The sequence below is a fragment of the Paracoccus angustae genome (assembly GCF_042648745.1).
GTDB classification, from domain to species: Bacteria; Pseudomonadota; Alphaproteobacteria; order Rhodobacterales; family Rhodobacteraceae; genus Paracoccus; species Paracoccus angustae.
Window position 1 is genome coordinate 13,704 of record NZ_JBHRXY010000030.1, and the last position, 21,126, is coordinate 34,829.

A 21,126-nucleotide genomic window follows, 5' to 3' on the forward strand; every position below is an offset into this window, starting at 1 on the left:
TCCATGACGATCCTGCTGCGTTTCATGCTGGCCGTTCTGCTGGCGCTGCCGCTGGCCTTCACCCAGGGCGCCCTGGCGCAGGAATACCGCATCCAGTCCGGCGACCGGCTGACGGTCGAGGTGCTGGAGGATGCCTCTCTCAACCGGACGCTTGTGGTGCTTCCGGGCGGCACCATCGACTTTCCCTATGTGGGCAGCATCCGGGTCGCGGGCCAGTCGCCCACGGCGGTTAGCAACCGCCTCAGCCAGGCGCTGGCCGGGGTTCTGGCATCCCCGCCCACGGTGTTCGTGACCGCCACGCCGCTGGAAGCGCCCGTGACCGAGCCTGAAAAGGACATCGTCAACATCTACATCATGGGCGAGGCCAGCGCCCCCGGCCCCAAGGCGGTTCTGCCGGGCACGACCTTTCTGCAAGCCTTGTCGCAGGCGGGCGGGCTGACCCCCTTTGCCGCCACCAAGCGCATCCAGCTGCGCCGCGCCGCCGCGCCGGGGCAGGTCATCACCGTGAACTATGCCGCGATCATGCGGGGCGCGGGCATGAACCTCGATCCCGTTCTGGGCGAAGGCGACGTGATCATCGTTCCCGAACGCGGCCTGTTCGAGTGAGGCGAGGAATGCGGCGCGGGATCGGCCAGGGGGCCTTGGCGGCCGGCATCGCGGGGCTTGCGGCCCTTTTGCCGCTGGCGGCCCCCGGCCTGGCCCAGGAAGCCGATCCCCCGCCCTCCGAGGCGCGGCTGACCCTGGGCCAGCAGATCGCGGTCGAGGACGGCACCCTGGTCGGCATCACGCCGCTGGAACTGTCGCTGCGCCGCGCCACCCGCGTCCAGTCGTTGCAGTTCTCGCTTTCCGCGCCCTTCCGCCTGAACGATCCCGACGAAAGCAAGACCCTTTCCCTGGGCGATCCGCAGGCCCGGCTGCTGTTCCGCCGCGGCGCGCGCAACGCCGCCATCGAGACCGAGCTGGGCTATCGCGAGAACGACCTGGACGAGGAGATCCTGTTCGACGACATCGACAACGAATTCGTCACGGTGGACGGGGGCCGGGTGGCCCAGACCGACGCCCGCCTGACCTATGTCTTCGGCCGCGAGGCGAAGCTTGGCGGCGAATTCGGCCTGTCCTGGCTGAGCCGCGACTACAGCGGCACGACCGATCCCGACCTGGACGACAGCGAGACGCGCAGCGGCAACGTCGTCTTCTACCTGGAGCCCGTGCCGCTGATCCGCGCGCGCGTCCTGGCCCAGGCCAGCCGCACCGACAGCGACGACGGCACCGACAGCCGGTCCGACCGCTATGGCGCCGGCGCATCCCTGCAAGTCGACAAGCTGACCAACCTGGATGTCGAGCTGGCCCGCACCGACATCCGCCGGACCGAGGAGGACGGCACCATCGAGAAGGCCGACGGACCGTCGCTGAGCCTGGACCTGACCCGGTCGCGTCCCCTGGGCGATTGGTCGCTGTCCTTCGGGTCCAATCCCGGCACCGCCGGACGGCGCGAGGATTTCAACATCGGCCGCACGCTGAACCTGCGCTATTACGACCTGTCCGGCCAGATCGGCGTGACGCGGTTCCAGGGCAATTACGACCCGATCTTCCAGATCGCCTGGCGCCAGCAGGTCAGCCGGATCTCGGAATTCCAGGCCTCGCTGCGCCGCGCCGCGGTTACCGACGACGACGGGGACGAGGCGCTGAACACCGACCTGTCCGCCAGCTACAGCCGCCAGCTGTCCGGCGTCTCGACCATCGCCGCCAATATCCGCTACCGCGAAAGCGAGGTGCAGTCGGGCGACAACGAGGATGCGCGGTCGGCCTCGTTCGGGCTGAACTACAGCCGCGACCTGCCCAACGACTTCGCCCTGGTCGCCGGCGCCAGCATCATCCGCAGCAAGGACAGCAACGGCACCCGCGACGACGAGGAACGGGTTTATCTGGGCGTGAACCGCAGCTTCAGCTTCCTGCCCTGACCGTCAGGCGAAGGGATCGGCGATCCGGCAGCCGGCGGGACGAAAATCGGCCGCGTTGCCGGTGACAACGGTCGCATCATGGGCCAGCGCGGTGGCGGCGATCTGGAGATCGGCGCCGCCATGCCCGATCCGCGCCGACAGGGCCCCCCAGATCCGGGCCTCGGCCGCGCCGAAGGGCAGCAGGCGGTCCCCGAACAAGGCCTGGGTGCGGTTCGCCCAGGCCCGCAGATCGGCGGCAAAGCCGGGATTGCGGCTTTCCTGCCGGACAATGCCGCGCTCGATCTCGCCCAGGGTGACGACCGACAGGAACAGGCTGCTTTCGGGCTGGCCCGCCAGAAAGGCCACCACGCGCGGGCTGCGGTCCGGGCGGCGCAGGGCCGAGATCACGTTCGTGTCCAGGATCAGCATTCAGAAATCAACGTCGCGCGGACGCGCCAAGGGACGGGGATCCGCATCCAGTCCCGGAAACTCCAGAAGATGTTGCAGAAAGCTGCCGCGCCGGTCTGCGGCCGCCTGGCGCATCCGATCGTATTCGGCGACCGACAGCACGACCACGGCGGGCTTGCCCCGGCGCGTCACCTGCTGGGGCTGCCCGGCCATGGCGGCATCGACCACGGCGGAAAAGCGGTTCTTGGCATCCTGCAAGGTCCACATGGCATCACCTGTCCAGCTATCTGGCTAGATATATGACAAGGGCGGCAAGCTGCAATCAGATGATCGCCAGGTTTCCGGTCGCGACCGCCACGGCGAAGACGATCAGGTTCGCCACCGCATGGGCGGCGACGGCATCCGCGATCCGGCCGCCGCGGCGCAGAACCAGAGAAAAGACCACGCCCGCCACGAAAGCCTCGGCCCAGCGGTCGTGAAGGGCGGCAAACAGCGCGGCCGAGACGGCGACGGCCCCGGCGGTGCGCCACAAGGGGGCCGGGGCGTCCGGGGCGGCGCCGCGCAGCCGGGTTTCCAGATGGTCGCGGAAGAACAGCTCCTCGGCCAGCGGAACCAGGATCACGGTGCCGATGCCGCGAAAGACGAACCACAGCGCGGCCATTCCCCCGGTCAGCGCGCCGTAAGGGGGGGCCGCGTCCGATGGGGGAACGGGAACCGCCACCCACATCAGCCCGATGCCCGCGCCCGCCGCCCAGGCCAGCGGAGAGATCCGCCACACGATGCCCGCCAGCGCGGGCCAGACCAGCAGAACGGCCCCGGCCAGCAGGATCACCCGAAGGGGATAGAACATCGCCGGGTTCTGGCTGATGGCCGGGGCGATCACGGCGGTCAGCATGAAAACGGCAAAGGGCAGGATGCGGGCGGCGACCGGGTCGCGGCGCAGGGGAACCAGGGGCGGCTGCGGGGCGGCGGTTTCCGGGGCGCGGTTGAACCAGGCCGCCCGGCGCGCCGCCGCGATGATGCCAAGCGCCACGGCGGTGAACATCACCCATCCCGCATGGCTGTGGAACCCGCCCACGGCCAGGTCGGGCTGCCCCTCGATCCCCAGGATCAGCAGGGCGCCGATGCGCAGGACGTTGAGGGCCGCGCTGGCGGCGATGCCCAGCGGATACAGTAGCAGCGCCCGGGGAAAGCGCAGTTCCGCCCGGAATAGCCACAGATACAGGGTGACAAAGATCGTCACCAGGGCGATCCCCTCGATCCCCGAACAGACCGGCGCGACCGAGATCATGAAATCGCCCGATCCGATATGCCGGGTCGTCGGGTCGGCCGTCACCTCATAGCCAAGCGCGCCCACCAGCCAGCGGACCGCCCCGAAGGTCGCGCCCGCGATGGTGTCCAGCTGCCAGACGGGTTGCAGCCGCACGGCAAGCGCCGGGGCGCAGGCGCCCGCCGCCAGCGCCACCGGCAGCGCCGCGCCCGCCCGGCGCGCGAACTGCCCCCACAAGGCGCGCGGGGCCAGCCAGCCCCCGATGCCCGCCAGCATCAGCGCCATGCCCCCGGTCCAGGCGGCAAAGGCCGGCGCCAGCATGGCCGCGCCCTGGCCCTGGCGCATGAACAGGACCGGCAGCATGGCCAGCGCGAAGCCCGCAAGGTTCAGGCCCAGGGGCCGCGCGTCGTGGCCCGCCCGCGCCAGCAGGCCGCGAAACAGGGCCGGGCGCAGCAGGACCAGCAGCCCCGCGGCGGCAACCATGCAATACAGCGCGGCCAGCGACCGGCTGGCCGTCTGGCAGGCGCTTGGCGGCCAGTTGTCCAGGCAGCGGAAGGCGATGCCGTGCTTGAAGACCAGGCCGATGACCAGCAGCTGGACGGTCAAAATCAGGGCGGCCAGGATCAGGGCGGCCAAGGCCGGGGGGGCGACGGGCCGGCGGCGGAACAGAAGGGGCGCAGGATGCATGGCGGAACTTCGGGCAGATGTCGAGGCAAGCAGGCCCGCCGGAAGGCGGGCCCGTCAAGCGCCGGATCGTGAGCATTCGATCGATCAGCGGGCGCGGCGGCGCTCCCAGGTCAGCAGCACGATGGCGGCCAGGGCCGCCAGGGCGGCGGTGCCTTCCAGGGCGCTGATCTCCGGGACCGAGGCGACGGGCGGGGGGCAGGACAGGCCCGCGCAGGCATAGGCGGCGCCGCTGGCCGCGACCGAGGCGGCGGCGGAAACGGCGCTGGCAAGGCCGCTGGCAATGGCGAATTTCTTCATGGTTCGAACTCCGGAAAAACAGACGGCGGTCCAGGGCGCCGTCACACTGCACAGGGGATCCCCGAGGGGAAATCCCGGTTCCGGTCCCTGGACAACCGGAATGCGTCCCGCGCCGCCGCCCGGGGCGCGGCGCGGGCCGGCGATCAGAAGCAGAAGCAATCCTGCGCCAGGTCGTCCCATTCGATGCCGATGATGATGGGCTGCCTGTTGCCCGCGGCCTCGGCGGCGGCCGTCGGATCCAGGATCAGGCCGACGATGTCGCCTTCGCCAGCCTCGAACCCTTCGCCACGGGCCAGGGCCAGATTGTAGATCTCGCGCGCGTTGGCGGTGCTGCCCAGGGCCGAGTTGACGAAGACGATGTTGTCGGTCAGGCCCCAGATGGCGCCCTGGATCTCGGCCTCGGTATAGGCTTGGCCCTTGCCGTCGCCGTTGTCCGTCGCGTCGAAGTCCTGGTTCAGGATCCAGTTCACCATGTCCAGGTTCTGCGGGCGCGAGACAAGGCCGGCCGGCACCGAGGCATCGGCCAGGTAGACGTTGTAGGGAACCGCGACGCCTTCGGAAATCGGCAGATAGGCCGAGACGCAATAGGCCGTGCCGAAGGTCTGGCCGTCGAAGCGGTTGTCGCCGGTGCCCGACAGGGCCACGTTGAAATGCTCGCCGTCGAAAACATCGTCGATGGACAGCACCAGCGTTCCGCCCGCGGGCAGGCCGGCCTTGATCGTGTCCAGCGTGTTCCGGGCGCCGCAGAACTCCATGTCCAGCGTCGCGGTGTCGACGCCGCCGCGGCCGTCCGACACGGCATAGCCGATGTCGAGCCGCGCCTTCTGGCCGACCGGCAGATCCTTGAAGGCTTCGGAGCCGTCGATGACCAGCTTGCCGCCCACCAGCGACACGGACACGCCGTCCACCTCGACCGTGCCGCCCTCGGCGATGGCCCGGCCGTCCACCTGGGCGATGAACAGCCCGTCGCCATTGGCGTCGGCGTCGTTGGCCAGCACGTCCACGGTCCTGGCGATGGTCGCGCAGGTGCCCGCCGCGTCGTCCCGGGCGTCGGGCGCGGCATTTTCCACCACCAGGCCCGCATCGACGGTCAGGTTCGCCTCGCCGATCGCCAGCGCGATCGGCGCGGTCAGGCCGGTCGCCCCGTTGGCGTCGCTGTCGGCGGCATCGTTGCCCGCGTTGGCCAGGGTGAAGTCGTGGCCCGCCTTTTCCGCGAAGCCCACGACATAGGTGCCCGCCTTCAGCCCGCCGAACAGGTATCCGCCCGCCGCGTTGGTCGTGGTGGTGGCGACGGCCGCGCCCGCCGCGTCGTAAAGCGTGACGGCGACGCCCGCCACCCCGCCCTCGGCGCCGTCCTGGATGCCGTCCTTGTCGGCGTCCAGGAAGACGAGGTTGCCGATGCTGGCGGTTGCCGGATCGGCCACGCCCGCGTCGTTGTCCGACGAGATCTCGCCGATCCCCAGGCTGACGGTGCCGGTCCGGCCGGTGGCCACGGCGGCGTCGCTGTCGATCGCGTCGTCGCCGCCCGCATCGGCATCGACCAGAACGAGGCCGTTCGCCGTTTTCGGGAATTCGACCGCATAGTCGCCCGCGTCCAGCCCTTCGAACAGATAGGATCCGTCTGCCGCGGTCACGGCCGTGGCGATTACGGTGCCGGCGGCGTTCAGCAAGGTGACGATCACGCCCGCCACGCCCGCCTCGTCGTTGTCCACGGCGTTGCCGTCGGCATCGGCGAAGACGCGGCCCTCGATCGCGGCGGAGCCGGGATCGACCACGCCCGCGTCCACGTCCCTGACCACGCCGCCCGCAACGACGGTGTAGCTGCCGGTCTGGCCGGTGACGGTGCTGGCGTCGCTGTCCGCCGTGTCGTTGCCGCCCAGATCGGCGCCGGTCAGCACGCGGCCCGCGACCTCGGTCGGGAAGGCCACGCGGTAGTCGCCGGGGGTCAGGCCGGCAAAGGCATAGCTGCCGTCCGCCGCCGTCACGGCGGTGGCCACGACCGCGCCCGCCGCGTTCAGCAGCTGGACCACCACGCCCGCCACGCCGGCCTCGGCATTGTCGATGCCGTTCCTGTCGGCATCCGCGAAGACCCGGCCTTCCAGGGCGCCGGGCTTCACCTCGGGTTCGGACGGGCAGATCCTGACCTTGTCGACGATCGCGTTCTCGCAGCCCTTGCCGTCGCCCTTCAGGGTGATCACGTCGCCCTTCTTCAGGCCCAGGCCCTCCAGGGTGATGTCGTGCCAGGCGTTGTTGTTGGCGTTCAGGCGGACGGTGTCCACCAGCTTGCCGTTCACATAAACCCTGATGGTGCCGTCGCCCGCCGTGTCCCAATAGCGCAGCGACAGGTCATAGCTGCCCGCGGCCCCCGCAAAGGTCGTGGAGGCGCTGCCGCCGGCGCCGGCCAGCGCGATGTATTCCCCGCCCGAGGCCGAGGTGGCGGATCTGACCGTGTAGCAGGACAGCTTCATGTCCTCGGCCTCGATGACCGTGCACTTGGGGGCGTCTTCCTTGACGTCGGAAACGGCGACGGTCAGTTCCTTGCTGACGGTGCCGCCCTTGCCGTCGCTGACGGCCACGATCACCTTGTAGCTGTTGTTGCCGTCGGCGTCGGCCGGCCTTTCGTGATCGGGCGCGGCCTTGAAGGACAGCTCGCCCGTTCTGGGGTCGATGGCGAAGGCCGCGCCGTCGGCGCCGCCCACGATGGAAAAGGACAAGGCGTCGCCGTTCTTGTCCGAGGCGTTCAGATCCACCACCAGCCGGGTGTTCTCGGACACGCAGAAGACGCCGTTGGCGGGGACGTTGGTGAAGGCGGGGGCGGTGTTCGGGGGGGCGGTGTCGCCCGCGCCCAGGCAGGAATAGTCGATCCAGCCGCCGTCCGCCCTGAAGGTGCCGGTCACGGTCAGCGCCGTGCCGGCCGGGGGCTGCGCGCCGTAATAGGTGAAATATCCGTTGCCCGCGCCGGCGGAATCGTGTCCCTCGATCCTGATCTCGATCAGGTAATAGGTCTTGCCGTCCGATCCGCGCAGGGCGTGATACTGTTCGGCATACATCCGGCAGCCCGCCTGGCGGCCATTGACATAGCCGTTCTGGCCCGCCGTGTCGTCGGCATAGGTGTTGCACCACCAGGTGCTGGCCCCCGACAGCCTGGCGTCGTTGTCATAGGTCGCCATCTTCGTGGTGGCCGGGCCGGCGACAAAGCTGTCGCCCTTGCCGAAGTCGCAGCCGTTCCTGCCGTTCTTCAGCAGGTCCGCCTCGGTGAAGGCCGACCATTCGTACTTCCTGTAAAGAGAACTCATGACATTTTCCACATTCGCCCCGGAAAAGGGCAGGTACACACGGACGCACATGCCGGAAGAGCCGGGTGCCCCGCGGCGCCCGTTCCGACCTGCCTTCTGGCAGGAACCGTCCCCAAGATCTGAGATCCTTGTGTGCAGACATATAGATAAATTTTTATCAATTCCATGGACATTGGCGCGTTAACGAATAAATTTCGCTGAAAAAACCATGTATTAACCAAGAGTTGCGGGTTTCCGGCGCGGCTTGGCCGAAATGCCGCGCCGGCGATTCATTGCCTGAATGAATTCGTTGAGGAAGTATCAACTTTTGGTTGCGAAACTGGCCCGGCGGGGGTCCGAATCGCCCTTCCTAAGCCGCTCTGAATCCTTGCGGGATTTTTGCTGTCATTCCATCTTTAGTTGAGTAAAACAGACAAATAGAATAAAAGTGTCGAACCCATGATCCTGCTTGCGGGTATGCACCCGACCCTTGCCCGGCCGCGCGGCGCCGGTTCCGCCCTGGCGGCGTCGCCATGGTGATCGCGGTTCTGGCCCTGATCCTGGCCGGGTCCGCCTCGGGGGCGGTTGTCCTGTGGCTGCAAGGCGCCTCGTTCTGGGGGATTGCGCTCGGCTATCTGGCCGGTGGCTGGGCGGGCTTGGGAACGGGCCTGCCGGTGCTGCTGGGGATCCGCGCCCTGGCCTGCCGGCGCCGGTCAGGGGGGCGGCAGTCGAACGGGGGCCAGTCGAATGGGGGCCAGTCGAACGGGGGCCGGTCGAACGGGAGCCGGTCAAACGGGGGGCAGCGTTCCCAGCATATAGGCGTAAAGCGCCAGAACCCCCGTGGCGGTGACCGCATCGTAATGCCAGCGCAGGATGCCGTGCCGCTTGGCGAACCAGGCCGAGACAAGCAGGGGCAGCAGACCGCTGCCCAGGCCCATTCCGAAGATCATCCCGTAGATGCCGTGGACCTGCATTCCCGCCAGCATCAGGATCACGGTGGATGCGGCCGCCGTTCCCATAACGATGGCATGGGCACGGCTGTTCCCGGCGGCCAGCATGGCGTTCTGATAGGGCATGGACAGCATCGCCAGGGCGGCGTTCAGGGCGAACAGGGTCAGAAAGCTGCCCGCCAGGGCATAGCGGGGATCGTAAAGCAGGTCGATGATCTCCTGGCTCAGAAAGGACAGGGCGATCAGGCACGGCAGGACAAAAAGAAAGATCAGCCGCTTGATGCGGTCAACCGCGGACGCGAAATCGCGCCCTTCGCGGAAGGCCCGCGACAGGGTCGGAAAGGCCACCTGGCCTAGAATCCTCAGCACCAGGTCCGACAAGGCAAAGGCGATGGTGGTCGCGATGGTGATCAGGCCCAGGGTCTCGACCGGCACCTCGAACCCCATGATCGCGGTCGAGCCCTGGCCGCCGAAATACGAAAACAGGGTGGCCAGCAGAACCCAGCGGCCGAAGGTCACGATCTCGGCCATCGCGTCGCGGTGAAAGCGCAGCCGCGGGCGGTGGGGCGGCAGCCACAGGTAACTGGCAACCAGCCCGAACAGAACGCCGATGATCGATCCCAAGACCAGCGCCCAGACGGATTGCAGCCACCAGGCGAACAGGATGTTGACCACGGTGGTCAGGATCTGCCCCGCCAGGCCCATGGCCGTCAGCGCGCCAAGCCGGACATGCCGCCGGCAGGTGGCCAGGGAGATCGAGCTCAATCCCTGAAGGGCCGGCATGACCGCAACCGCGCAAAGGATCGGGAACAGGCGCGGCTCCTCGTACAGGCGCGACACCGGCCAGGCCAGCAGCAGCACCAGGCCGGCCAGGCAGAAGCCGCGCACGGCCTGCACGCTCCAGGCGGTGTCCAGGAAATCGGGATCGTCGCCGCGATGGCTGCGGATGACGGACGGCACCGTGCCCACGTCGCTGAGCATCGTCAGCGCCCCCAGGAACACCCAGGCCAGGCTCATCAGGCCGAAAACCCCGGGTTCCAGAAGCCGCGTCAGCGCCAGCGTGGACAAGAGCCGGATCGCATAGCTGGCGCCGAAGCCGATCATCGTCCAGCTTGCGGCGCGCCCGCTGGTTGAGCGCAGAAGTTTCATCAGCATGACCGTGACCGCATCGCGAACCTGGATTTCTTGCGCGACCGGCCGGATCGGCGGTCTGCCTGGGGACGGGCCTCTTGTGCCAAATGCCGGGGAAACAAGCCAGCCGGAAGAACGGCCTTGCCGGAAAAGCCGCCCCCCTCAGCGGCCGGGGGCGGGCCTGCCGCGGCGGAAAGGGGGGATCTGTTTCAGCGACAGGAAATGCCGCTCGAAGCCGCGAAAGCTGGCCTCGGCGATGGCGATCGAGATCAGCGGATAAAGAAGGGTCGCGGCCCATCCGGCCCGGGTTCCGGCAAGCCCGCCGCGCGCCCCGATCTCGGTGGCGATGTGCAGCCCGATCAGGTGATACAGATAAAGGCCGTAGCTGATCTCTCCGATCCGGGCGACGGGGGGAAAGGCCAGCACCGGGCGCAGCGCGTGATCCTCGCGCACCACAAGCGAGGCCAGGCACAGCGCCATCAGCAGATCCATGCCCAGGGCGGGCCAGCCCAGCAGGGAATCGGGCGTCAGTTGCAGGTAAAGCAGCAGCCCCGCGAACAGCGCCAAGGGCGCGCCGGGCCAGCCGCACAGCCGCCACAGCGCGCGGAATCCCGCGGGGCCGTGCAGCAGCAGCGCCGTCAGCGATCCGCACAGGATCGCCATGTAGGACATGCCGGGCAGGACAAAGACCGCATGGGGGGTTTCCAGGCGCGGCAGGCCCAGCCAGCCTGCCAGCCCCAGCATGGCCAGCAGGCACAGCCCGATCAGCCCGGCCAGCAGAACGGCGCGACCCCGCGCGGCCAGCGGCAGGATCACCAGAAGCGCGGGCCAGACCAGGTAATACTGCTCCTCGACCGACAGCGACCAGGTGATCGACAGCAAGGGAATGTCGCCCTTCAGGAAGTTCGCCAGGAAGGCGTAGTAATAGGGCACCAGGCCCAGCAGATCCTGCTGTCCCTTCACGCCGATCCAATAGGCCGACATCAGCGTCACCAGCAGCACATAGACCGGCAGGATCCGCAGCGCCCGTCGCCAGTAAAAGGCGGGCAGCGAGATCCGCCCGCTTCCCCGTTCCTCGCGCAGCAGCAGCGTGGTGATCAGGAACCCGCTGAGAACGAAGAAGAAGTCCACCCCCACGAAGCCCCGTTCCAGCAGCCGCGGGGAAGCGATCATCCCGTTGGCGGGGGAATGGTGCCACAGCACCGCCGCGATGCACAGGAACCGCAACCCGTTCAGCGAGGCGAACCGGCGCCTTTCCGCATAGGCGCGCCAGGCCGCGATGGCCCCGGGTTCGAAAAGGTTTCGGATGGGCAGAAAAGCACTCATCGAAGACCGGCCCGCGGATGTCCTTTTCAAGCTAACCGGAACAGGCCCGCACGGCCAACGAATTCATTGCCCAGCCTTGCGTCCCGGTCCCGATTGGGGCAACCCGGCCCGGGCGGAACGGACCGCAGGATGGCCGCTAGGACGAACGGATGACCGGCAACACTGCCGCGGATGCGGCACTCGGCAGCGCCGCGGGCGCGGCGATCAGCTTTTCAGGGGTCGGCAAGGCCTTTGCGGGCCCGGGCGGCGCCCGCGTCAGCGCGCTGGAGGACGTGACGCTGGCGGTGGAGCCCGGCGCGATCTGCGGCATCATCGGCCGGTCGGGCGCGGGGAAATCGACGCTCTTGCGGATGGTGAACGGGCTGGAACGCCCGACAAGCGGCACCGTCGCCGTGGCGGGCCGGGACGTGGGCCGGGCGCAGGGCGCGGCGCTGCGCGCCATCCGCCGCGAGGTCGGCATGATCTTCCAGCATTTCAACCTGCTGTCGTCCCGCACGGTGGCGGGAAACATCGCCCTGCCCTTGGAGATCGCGGGAGAGCCCGCAGCCAAGATCCGCGCCCGCGTGGCGGATCTGATCGCCCGCGTCGGGCTGGAGGGCCTGGCCGGACGCTATCCGGCGGAGCTCTCGGGCGGGCAGAAGCAGCGCGTGGGGATCGCGCGCGCCCTGGCCACAAGCCCCCGGGTGCTTTTGTCGGACGAGGCGACATCGGCGCTGGACCCCGAAACCACGCAAACGGTGCTGCGGCTTCTGGCCGACATCAACCGCGATCTTGGCCTGACGATCCTGCTGATCACCCACGAGATGGCGGTGGTGCGCGACATCGCCAGCCACATGGCGGTGATCGAAGGGGGCCGGATCGTCGAAAGCGGCCAGACCTACGACATCTTCGCAAGGCCGCGCCATCCGACCACCCGGTCCTTCCTGGGCGGCGTGACCGGGCTGACGCTGCCGGGCTTCATCGCCGGACGGATGCTGGACCAGCGCCCCGGCGGCCCGTCCGAGGAAGTGATCCGCGTGACCTTCGCGGGCCATCACGCCACCGACCCGATGCTGTCGAAGCTGGCCATGGAAAAGGGCATCGTTTCCAACATCCTGGCCGGCGCCATCGAGGAGGTGGGCCCCCGTCCCTTCGGCAACCTGCTGATTTCCGTCGACGCGGACCGGGGGGCCGAGGCGCGGGCCTATCTGGAACGGCACGGGCTTCTGACCGAGGTGCTTGGCTATGTCCGCTAACCTGATCCCGCTTCTCTGGGAAGCGACCTTGCAGACACTCTACATGGTCGCGGCGTCCGCCCTGATCGGCACGGCCTTCGGGCTGCCGCTGGGGGTGTTCCTGGCCGTCTCGCAGCGGGGCGAGCTGCTGTCGTCGCCCTGGGCGAACAAGGTGCTGGGCCTGGTGGTGAACGCCACGCGCTCGGTCCCGTTCATCATCCTGGTGGTGGCGATCATTCCGCTGACCCGGGCCATCGTCGGCACGTCCATTGGCACCAACGCGGCCATCGTGCCGCTGACCCTGGCCGCGATCCCCTTTATCGCGCGCCTGGTGGAAAACGCCATCCGCGAGGTCGATGCGGGCCTGATCGAGGCCGCGCGCGCCATGGGCGCCACGCCCTTCCAGATCATCCGCAAGGTGCTGATCCGCGAGGCGCGGCCGGGCATCGCGCTTGGCCTGACGCTGGCCGTGGTCAGCCTGATCGGCTATTCCGCCATGGTCGGCGCGGTGGGCGGCGAGGGTTTGGGCGACCTGGGGATCCGCTACGGCTACCAGCGCTTCATGCCCGAGGTGATGGGGGCGGTCGTGGTCGTGCTGATCGTGCTGGTCCAGCTGGTGCAGTCGGTTGGCGAACGGATCGCCGCCCGCTTCGACAAGCGCGCGCCCCGCAACCGGGGCCGCTGAGTTTTTTCCCCGATTTCCTCGCAGACAAGAAAGGAACCCGTCCGATGCTGCGTCTTATCACCCTGACCTCCGCCCTGGCCCTGTCCACGGCGGCCGCCCTGGCCCAGAACATCGCCGTCGGCGTCTCGCCCGGCGAACATGCCGAGATCATGGAGGAGGTCGCCAAGGTCGCCGAACCCATGGGCCTGACGATCGAGGTGGTCGAGTTCTCGGACTACGTGATCCCCAACACCGCGCTGGCCGACGGCGACATCCAAGCCAACAGCTTCCAGCACCGCCCTTATCTGGAAAACCAGATCAAGGACCGCGGCTTCGACCTGGTCGAGATCGGCACCACCATCACCACGCCGATGGGCGTTTACTCCGACAAGCTGGAGAACATCGCCGATCTGCCCGAGGGCGCCAGGATCGGCATTCCCAACGACCCGACCAACGGCGGGCGGGCGCTGCTGATCTTGCAGGATCTGGGCCTGATCGCCCTGGCCGAGGGCACGGGCCTGGTGCCCACGCCCCTGGACATCACGGAAAACCCCAAGAACCTGGAATTCCTGGAACTGGACGCGGCCCAGCTGCCCCGGTCGCTGGCCGACACCGATGCCTCGGTCATCAACACCAACTATGCCCTGGCGGCGGGGCTGGACCCCAACACCGACACCATCGCGATGGAAAAGGCCGACAGCCCCTATGTGAACATCATCGTGGTCCGCAAGGGCGACGAGAACCAGGACTGGGCCAGGAAGCTGGTCGAGGCCTATCGCAGCCCCGCCGTGAAGGCCTTCATCGAGGAGAAATACGACGGATCGGTGCTGACAAGCTGGTAAGCCGACCACCCCACGCGATGCGGCCCGAAGGCGGTATGTTCGGGCCGCATGAAGGAAAAGCCAAGGCCATGGCGATCGCGGCGGAAAGGCGCAAGTCATCCCTGACGCTGGGCCGGAAACGCTGGGCCGGAAACGCTGGGCCGGAAACGCTGAACCGGGCCAAGGATTTCGGAATCAGCCTTTCCGCCGTGAAGCGGGTACAAGGATCCGCGGCGACTTGTCCAAAAGCAGCTGGGTGACCTCTGGCCCGTTTCTTTCCGGCGCCGCCCCGCCCGCAACCGCCGCGGCGGGCGATCCCAGGCAGGCGGCCGCCAGAAGCCATGCGCAAAGCGCCTGTTTCATGCTGTCCCTCGTTCGTTTTTCGTTGAGGCCCGTCCGGGCCCGCGAAAGGAATACGAGAGAAAGGTTGAGAATTTCCAAGCGCCGGAAAGACGCGCCGGGCCTTACGCCAGGCCCAGGGTTTCGCGCCCGCGCGCGACAAGGGCCGCCAGATCGGCGCGGCTTTGCTCGCCGAAGACCGCCTCGTCGCCCGCGATAAAGGTGGGGGTGCCCATCAGGCCCATATGCTCGGCCAGCTGAAAGGACAGCCGGATGTGGCGGTCCACGGGCTCCGCCTCCATGCCCCGGCGCAGCGCGTCGGGATCAAGGCCCACCCGGCGGGCCACGCGCATCACGCTGGCCTCTGCCGCGCGGTCCTTCATGGCCAGCAGCGCCGTGTGGAACTGCCAGTATTTCCCCGTTTCCAGCGAGGCGAGCGAGGCGCGGGCCGCGAAATCGGACCCTTCGCCGAAGACCGGCCATTCGCGATACACCACCCGCAGCTTCGGATCCGAGGAGATCAACTCCTGGATCGGCCTGGCCATCTTGCGGCAATGCGGGCAGTTGTAGTCGAAGAACACCGACAGGGTGATGTCGCCCCGGGGATTGCCAAGAACCGGCGCGGTCGGGTCGCGCTCCAGCGCCCGGCGCAGTTCCTCGGGCATCGGGTTCGGACGGTCGGCGGCCCCGGCGGGCAGGGCGGCGGCGATCCCGCAGGCGGCGGCACCGGACAGGACAAGGCGGCGGGGGATCATGGGCGAGGGCCTTTCGATTGGGGTCGGTCCTTTAAAGCCATGCCCGGCGCCAGGGGGAACGGTGTTCGTGGTCACGATCCCGTAAGGCGGGGCTTCGGCCCGCCCCGCGTCGCAGATCCGCATCCTGCGGACCAGGTTCATCGGCCCGACCCCCAGGGAGGACGCGTCCCGGGGCGAGCCGTTCGTGATCGCGCGGGCAGGAAAGCCCCTGGTCAAGGTTACGAGGATCAAGGGGAAAAACCCGCGCCGCCCGGGTTTCCTGGCAGGGCAGGCCGAGATCCCCGAGAATTTCGACGCCATGGGGACCGAGGAAATCCGCGCCCTGCTTGAGGGCGGCAACGACCCCGCCCCATTGTCCCGGCCCCATCCTGCCGGCGTGAAACGTTCGTTTACAAACTTCACATGTCCGGGACCGCGCCGATATCGGTTGTCCCTTTCGGCGCGATCGGTTGTTGTGGAAACGACCCACTCTGAACCCTTGAAGGAGCAGGCATGCGCGCGGTGAAGGCCGTCCTTGGATTGGTCGTGGTTCTGGCCGCGGGCATGGGCGGGCTGTACCTGACCGAGCGGCTTCTGGCGGCATCCGGGCCGGCCCCCGCCGCCCAGGGCGCAGCCGCCCCCCTGCGGGTCGAGACCGTCGCGCCCGAGATCGTCACCTTTGCCGATGCCGTCACCGCCGTGGGCACCGCCCGCGCCTGGCGGGCCGTCGATCTGGCGTCGGAATCCAGCGGCCGCATCAGCCGCATCGCCTTCCGGCCCGGCGACCGGGTCGAGAAAGGGGCGGTGCTGGTGGAACTGGACAGCCGCGCCGAAGCGGCCGATCTCAAGGCCGCCGATGCCACCCTGGCCGAGGCGCAGGCGGCCTTCGACCGCCAGCAAAGCCTGAACCGGTCCGGCAGCGCGTCGGACGCGGCCTATCAGACCGCCCGCGCCGCCCTGCTGCGCGCCGAGGCCGAGCGCGACCGCGCCCTTGTCGCGCTGGAGGACCGCAGCCTGCGCGCCCCCTTTGCGGGCATCGTCGGCCTGTCCGACCTGGTCGAGGGCCAGGTGATCGACACCACCACCCCCATCGCCACCCTGGACGACCTGTCGGTGATCGAGGTCGATTTCGGCGTGCCGGAAATCCTGCTGCCGCGCCTGGAACGCGGCCAGCGGGTCGAGCTGACATCCGCCGCTTGGCCGGGGCGGGTCTTCATGGGCGAAATCAGCCGCATCGACAGCCGCGTCGATGCCGCGACCCGCAGCCTGGCGTTGCGGGCCGAGATCGGCAACGACGACCGCGCGCTGGCGGGCGGCATGTTTCTGCAAGTCCGGCTGGTTCTGGGCGAACGCCAGCGCCCGGCGGTCCCGGAAAACGCGCTGACGGTTGAAGGCGACCGGACCCTGGTGATGCTGGCCGAAGGCGGCACCGCCCGTCAGGTGGACATCGCCACCGGCCAGCAGCGGAACGGGCTGGTCGAGGTCGTGTCCGGCCTGTCCCCCTCGGCGCGGGTGATCGTGACCAACCTGCATCGCGTCTCGGACGGCGCCGCCGTCGAGGCCGTGGCCCAGGAACGGCGGGTGGACGCCGCGCCGCCGGGGCCGGAGGGCGGCGGATGAGCCTGCCCGACCTGTCCCTGCGCCGCCCGGTGATGGCCACGGTGCTGAACCTGCTGATCGTGCTGGTGGGCGCGGTCGCCATGTCGCGTCTGCCGGTGCGCGAGCTGCCCCAGGTCGAGGCCGCCGAGGTCACCGTGCGCGTCGATTACACGGGCGCGGCCCCCGACGTGGTGGACAGCCAGGTCGCATCCGTGATCGAGGGGGCGCTGGCGGGCGTCAGCGGCGTCACCGCCATGGCCACCGAATCCGAACGCGGGCGGATGCGCACGGTTCTGACCTTCGATTCCGGCCGCGACATCGACGCCGCCGCCAATGACGTGCGCAACGCCGTGGACCGCGTGGTGAACCAGCTGCCCGAAGAGGCCGACGAGCCCCGCGTGGACAAGAACGACAGCGAAGGCGACCCGGTCGTCCGCTTGTCGCTGTCCAGCCCCGACATGACGCCGCTGGAACTGTCGGATTACGCCGACCGCTTCCTGGTGGACCGGCTGGCCCGGCTGCCGGGGGTCGCCAACACCGCGACCTTTGGCGCCCGCTCGCCGGCCATGCGCATCTGGCTGGACCAGTCGCGCATGGCCGCCCAGGCCGTCACCACCGGCGACATCATCGCCGCCCTGGAAGCCAACAACATCGAACTGCCCGCGGGCGAGATCGAGACCGGCGCCCGGCAGTTGCAGGTGCTGGCCCGGACCCGCTTTTCCGACTCCGACGCCTTCCGCCAGGTGGTGATCCGCGACCCCGGCCAGGACAGGGGGGCCCGCCCCCTGCGGCTTGGCGACGTGGCCCGCATCGAGGAAGGCCCCGAGCAGCGCGAGTCGATCTTCCGCGCCAACGGCGTCGTCTCGCTGGGCATGGGGGTCCAGCCGCAGGCCCAGGCCAACACCGTGGCCATCTCCGAGGCGGTGCGGGCGGAACTGGAGCGGATCCGCCCCACCCTGCCCCCCGGCATGAGCCTGGACATCACCGCCGACGAGGCGGTGTTCATCGAAAGCTCGATCCGGCAGGTGCTCAAGGTCTTCGCCGAGGCCGTGGGCCTGGTGATCGCGGTGATCTTTCTGTTTCTGGGATCCATGCGGCTGTCGATGATCCCGGTCGTGACCATCCCGATCTCGGCCCTGGGGGCGGGGCTGGCGATGCTGGCCTTGGGGTTTTCGGTCAACATCCTGACGCTGTTCGCGCTGATCCTGGCCATCGGCCTGGTGGTGGACGACGCCATCGTGGTGCTGGAAAACATCCAGCGCCACCGCGCCATGGGCAAGTCGCGGCTGGACGCCGCGCGCGACGGCAGCGCGCAGGTCAGCTTCGCCGTGATCGCCACCACCGCCGTTCTGGTCGCGGTTTTCGTGCCCGTCAGCTTCATGGAAGGCGAGATCGGCAAGCTGTTCGCCGAATTCGGCATCGTGCTGGCCGTGGCCGTGGCCGTGTCCGCCCTGGTCGCGCTGACCCTGTCGCCCGTTCTGGCCGCGAAGATCATGCCGCGCGAGGAACGGCCGAACCTGCTGACCCGCACCGTCAACCGCATGATCGGCGGGCTGGAGCGGATCTATGGCGCGGTTTTGGACCGGCTGATCGCCCGGCCGGTGCCGATCCTGGCCGCGACCGCCTTTGCGATGGCCGGGGCCTTTGCCGTCTACGGGCACCTGCCCCGCGAACTGACCCCGCCCGAGGATCGCGGCCAGATCCGCATCACCGTGACCGCGCCCCAGGGGTCGAACCTGGCCTATACCGACATGGCCACCCGCCAGGTCGAGGCGGCCCTGGAACCGCTGCGCCAGGACGGCACCGTCACGAACGTCACCACCATTGTCGGCACCTGGGGCGAATTGCGCCGGTCGCTGCTGTTCGTGAACCTGGCCCCCTGGAAGGAGCGCGACCGCAGCGTGGAGGAGGTGATCGACACCCTGCGCCCCGAACTGGCCCGCATCACCCAGGCCGAGACCTTTATCCGCGCCGCGGGCGGCCTTGGCCTGTCCAGCGGCCAGGGCAACATCCGCTGGATGCTGGGCGGGCCCGACATGGCGCGCGCCGCCGGATGGGCGAACGACCTAGCGGCCGCGCTGGAGGGCGACCCGCGCCTCGCCTCGATCGAGATCGGCTATTCCGCCAACCAGCCGGGCGCCAGCCTGTCGATCGACCGCGCCCGCGCCCAGGATCTGGGTCTGTCGGCGGAAACCATCGCCCAGACCTTGCAGGTGCTGTTCGCGTCGCGCAGCGTCGGCGAATACACCAGCGACGGGCGGCAATATCCGGTGATCCTGCAAGCCTCGCCCGACGACCGCGATTCTGTGGGCGACATGCTGGCGGTGTTTCTGCGCAACGACCGGGGCGACCTGATCCCGCTGTCGGCCTTTGCCAGCATCCAGACGGGAGCCACCGCGCCCGCCGTCAACCGCTACGACCGGCTGATCTCGGTCGAGATGGAGGCCGACATCGGCCCCGGCATCGACCTGGCCGGCGCCATGGCGGCGGTCGAACAGGCGGCAGCCGATCTGCCGGCGGGGGCGGTGCTGGCCTGGGAAGGGCAGGCCAAGGACTATCTGGAAAGCTCGGGCGGGATCGCCACGGTTTTCGCCATGTCGCTGGTGATCGTGTTTCTGGTTCTGGCCGCGCAGTTCGAAAGCTTCCGCACACCCCTGACGATCATGCTGACCGTGCCCCTGGGTCTGGCCGGGGCGGTGCTGACGCTGCTGATCGCGGGGGGAACGGTCAACATCTTTTCCCAGGTGGGAATGATCCTGCTGATCGGCATCATGGCCAAGAACGGCATCCTGATCGTGGAATTCGCCAACCAGCTGCGCGAGGAAGGCAAGCCCCTGGCGGAGGCCGCGCGCGAGGGCGCCGTGACCCGCCTGCGCCCGGTGATGATGACCACCATCGCCACCGTTCTGGGCGCGGTGCCGCTGGCCATCGCCTCGGGCGCGGGGGCCGAAAGCCGCCGGGCCATCGGCGCGGTGATCGTGGGCGGGCTGTCGGGGGCCTTCGTGCTGACGCTGCTGATCACGCCGGTGATCTATGTGCTGATCGAGGGGCTGCGGCGCAGCCCGGAGGCAGAGCCGGTGGCGGCGGAATAGTTCCTGCGTCCGCGATGCTGGGGGACTTCACGTCCCCCAAACCCCCTGTGGGATATTTGAAGTCCGAAGCAGGACCTTGGTTGTTCGGCAGATCTGCGCTAAGGCGCGGATATGCGTGGATCCGGTCTTTCCTGGCAAGGCTTTGATGAAGGCGAACCCGCCCCGCCCCGGCCTGCCGACTGGCTGGCGGCGCAATCGGCGCTGGCCGTGGATCTGGCAGGGGCCGCGCTGGCCGCGGGTCGGCTGGAAGCGCGGCTGGCCCTGATGGACAAGGAAACCCGCGCGGGCGCCACCCGCCGCCTGGCCCTGATCGAGATCGAGGAAATGCTGCGCGCCCAGGGCACCCCCTTGTCGCGCGAGGAGATCGGCCTGGACGCCATGGCGGCCCGCGCCGGGACCGATTTGCAGGCCATGGCGCAGGCCCGCTGGGCCCTGCGGCGGCTGGAAGGGCAGTCCGATCCCGCCCGGCTGCGCGATTTCCTGGCCCTGCACCGGGCCGAGGACTGGGCCGACGACCGGGCCGAGAACCGGGCCGAGAACCGGGCCGAGCCGGCCTGGTCCGAACGTCCCTCGGGGGGCGCCTTCGATGGGGCGGCCGCGGATTTCCTGGAGGCGATGGAAGGGCTGGCGGCCCTTCATCCCCTGGCCCGGACGCCCGCGGCGCGGATGCTGTGGCGGCTGGCCGGCCTTTCGCCCGAGGGGGCGGCGATCGAGGGCGCGGTCTGGGCGGCCCGCGACATGGCCCGCGCCACCCCGGGCCTGGTCTTTCTGCCGCTTGGCCGTCACGGCCGGGCGATCTGGACGGATGGCGGGCCGCCCATGCGGCGCCTGTCGCGCCACCTGGCGGCCGTGGCGCAGGGCGCGTCCGACGCCGGCCGGATGCTGGACCGGATCGCCGACTGGGCCGAGGCCGCGCGCGAGGCCACGGCGACGATCAAGGGCCAGAACCCCGCCCGCATCGTCGCGGCGCTTGCCGCCCACCCGGTCCTGCACACCGCCCAGGTCGAGGACCTGGCGGGCATCAGCCGCGACACCGCCGAACGCCTGCTGTCGCGGATGCGCCGCATGGGCCTGGTGCGGGAAATCACCGGCGCGCGGCGGTTCAGGCTGTGGGCGGCGGGGCTGTAAGGGGCGCCTTGGGGTTTCGGACCGGAACATGCGGCCCTTGCCAGTGGCCGCTTTGCCAGTGGCCGCTTTGTCAGTGGCCGCTTTGCCATGGCGGCGCGAGGCGTTCGGCCGATCGGCGCAAGGCCGGTTTCCATGATTGCGGGTCTGTGCTACCGGGCGGAAAAGAACAGCTTGTTGCAGGGCAGGCATTGTGACGATCCACCACGACTGGGACAAGACCGCTTCGGCACGCCTGGCCGCGCCGGAGATGG

At 69.1% G+C, this 21,126-nt stretch carries 17 protein-coding genes; 9 read left to right on the top strand and 8 right to left on the bottom strand.

Annotation, left to right across the window (positions count from 1 at the left end; translation table 11 throughout):
• The first annotated feature begins 3 nt into the window (after positions 1-3).
• Positions 4-606, top strand: coding sequence for a polysaccharide biosynthesis/export family protein (locus tag ACFOM8_RS18730; RefSeq protein ID WP_377763750.1), 603 nt, complete (start codon positions 4-6; stop codon positions 604-606).
• A gap of 8 nt (positions 607-614) precedes the next feature.
• Complete coding sequence (locus ACFOM8_RS18735; protein ID WP_377763751.1) at positions 615-1,961, top strand: hypothetical protein; 1,347 nt, start codon at positions 615-617, stop codon at positions 1,959-1,961.
• Positions 1,962-1,964: 3 nt separating this feature from the next.
• On the opposite strand, the gene ACFOM8_RS18740 is transcribed toward ACFOM8_RS18735, so the two are convergent.
• The 7 genes from ACFOM8_RS18740 to ACFOM8_RS18770 all read right to left on the bottom strand — a co-directional run bounded on the left by ACFOM8_RS18740 (position 1,965) and on the right by ACFOM8_RS18770 (position 11,284).
• On the bottom strand, positions 1,965-2,369 hold the full coding sequence (locus tag ACFOM8_RS18740) for a type II toxin-antitoxin system VapC family toxin (RefSeq protein ID WP_377763752.1): 405 nt from the start codon (positions 2,367-2,369) through the stop codon (positions 1,965-1,967).
• Positions 2,370-2,615: a type II toxin-antitoxin system Phd/YefM family antitoxin gene (locus ACFOM8_RS18745; RefSeq protein WP_377763754.1), complete on the bottom strand. Its 246-nt coding sequence runs from the start codon at positions 2,613-2,615 to the stop codon at positions 2,370-2,372. It abuts the gene before it with no gap.
• Between the two features lie 55 nt (positions 2,616-2,670).
• A complete protein-coding gene (xrtE, locus tag ACFOM8_RS18750) occupies positions 2,671-4,305 on the bottom strand; it encodes an exosortase E/protease, VPEID-CTERM system (protein WP_377763755.1) in 1,635 nt (544 codons plus the stop codon).
• An 84-nt stretch (positions 4,306-4,389) separates the two neighbouring features.
• A complete protein-coding gene (locus ACFOM8_RS18755) occupies positions 4,390-4,602 on the bottom strand; it encodes a hypothetical protein (protein ID WP_377763756.1) in 213 nt (70 codons plus the stop codon).
• A 143-nt stretch (positions 4,603-4,745) separates the two neighbouring features.
• The gene (locus ACFOM8_RS18760; protein ID WP_377763758.1) at positions 4,746-7,898 is read right to left on the bottom strand and encodes an SdrD B-like domain-containing protein; all 3,153 of its coding nucleotides are present in this window, start codon (positions 7,896-7,898) and stop codon (positions 4,746-4,748) included.
• A gap of 767 nt (positions 7,899-8,665) precedes the next feature.
• Positions 8,666-9,976: an oligosaccharide flippase family protein gene (locus ACFOM8_RS18765; RefSeq protein ID WP_377763759.1), complete on the bottom strand. Its 1,311-nt coding sequence runs from the start codon at positions 9,974-9,976 to the stop codon at positions 8,666-8,668.
• A 144-nt stretch (positions 9,977-10,120) separates the two neighbouring features.
• Positions 10,121-11,284 carry an acyltransferase family protein gene (locus ACFOM8_RS18770; RefSeq protein WP_377763761.1) on the bottom strand — a complete coding sequence of 388 codons (1,164 nt, stop codon included), beginning with the start codon at positions 11,282-11,284 and terminating at the stop codon, positions 10,121-10,123.
• Positions 11,285-11,433: 149 nt separating this feature from the next.
• Between ACFOM8_RS18770 and ACFOM8_RS18775 the strand changes: the two genes are divergently transcribed.
• From ACFOM8_RS18775 to ACFOM8_RS18790, 4 genes are all read left to right on the top strand, one after another.
• On the top strand, positions 11,434-12,519 hold the full coding sequence (locus tag ACFOM8_RS18775; RefSeq protein WP_377763762.1) for a methionine ABC transporter ATP-binding protein: 1,086 nt from the start codon (positions 11,434-11,436) through the stop codon (positions 12,517-12,519).
• A complete protein-coding gene (locus ACFOM8_RS18780) occupies positions 12,509-13,183 on the top strand; it encodes a methionine ABC transporter permease (protein WP_377763764.1) in 675 nt (224 codons plus the stop codon). Before ACFOM8_RS18775 ends, ACFOM8_RS18780 begins: the two co-directional genes overlap by 11 nt.
• Positions 13,184-13,227: 44 nt before the next feature.
• On the top strand, positions 13,228-14,004 hold the full coding sequence (locus ACFOM8_RS18785) for a MetQ/NlpA family ABC transporter substrate-binding protein (RefSeq protein ID WP_377763766.1): 777 nt from the start codon (positions 13,228-13,230) through the stop codon (positions 14,002-14,004).
• Positions 14,005-14,072: 68 nt separating this feature from the next.
• Complete coding sequence (locus tag ACFOM8_RS18790; protein ID WP_377763767.1) at positions 14,073-14,243, top strand: hypothetical protein; 171 nt, start codon at positions 14,073-14,075, stop codon at positions 14,241-14,243.
• 204 nt (positions 14,244-14,447) lie between these two features.
• Here ACFOM8_RS18790 and ACFOM8_RS18795 read toward each other — a convergent pair whose 3' ends face one another.
• Entirely contained in the window at positions 14,448-15,308 is an 861-nt protein-coding gene (locus ACFOM8_RS18795) for a DsbA family protein (RefSeq protein ID WP_377763769.1), read from the bottom strand.
• A gap of 261 nt (positions 15,309-15,569) precedes the next feature.
• Between ACFOM8_RS18795 and ACFOM8_RS18800 the strand changes: the two genes are divergently transcribed.
• From ACFOM8_RS18800 to ACFOM8_RS18810, 3 genes are all read left to right on the top strand, one after another.
• Positions 15,570-16,676, top strand: a complete 1,107-nt coding sequence (locus tag ACFOM8_RS18800; RefSeq protein WP_377763771.1) for an efflux RND transporter periplasmic adaptor subunit — start codon at positions 15,570-15,572, stop codon at positions 16,674-16,676.
• Complete coding sequence (locus ACFOM8_RS18805; protein WP_377763772.1) at positions 16,673-19,747, top strand: efflux RND transporter permease subunit; 3,075 nt, start codon at positions 16,673-16,675, stop codon at positions 19,745-19,747. Before ACFOM8_RS18800 ends, ACFOM8_RS18805 begins: the two co-directional genes overlap by 4 nt.
• 111 nt (positions 19,748-19,858) lie before the next feature.
• Entirely contained in the window at positions 19,859-20,875 is a 1,017-nt protein-coding gene (locus tag ACFOM8_RS18810) for a hypothetical protein (RefSeq protein ID WP_377763774.1), read from the top strand.
• Positions 20,876-21,126 lie beyond the last annotated feature (251 nt).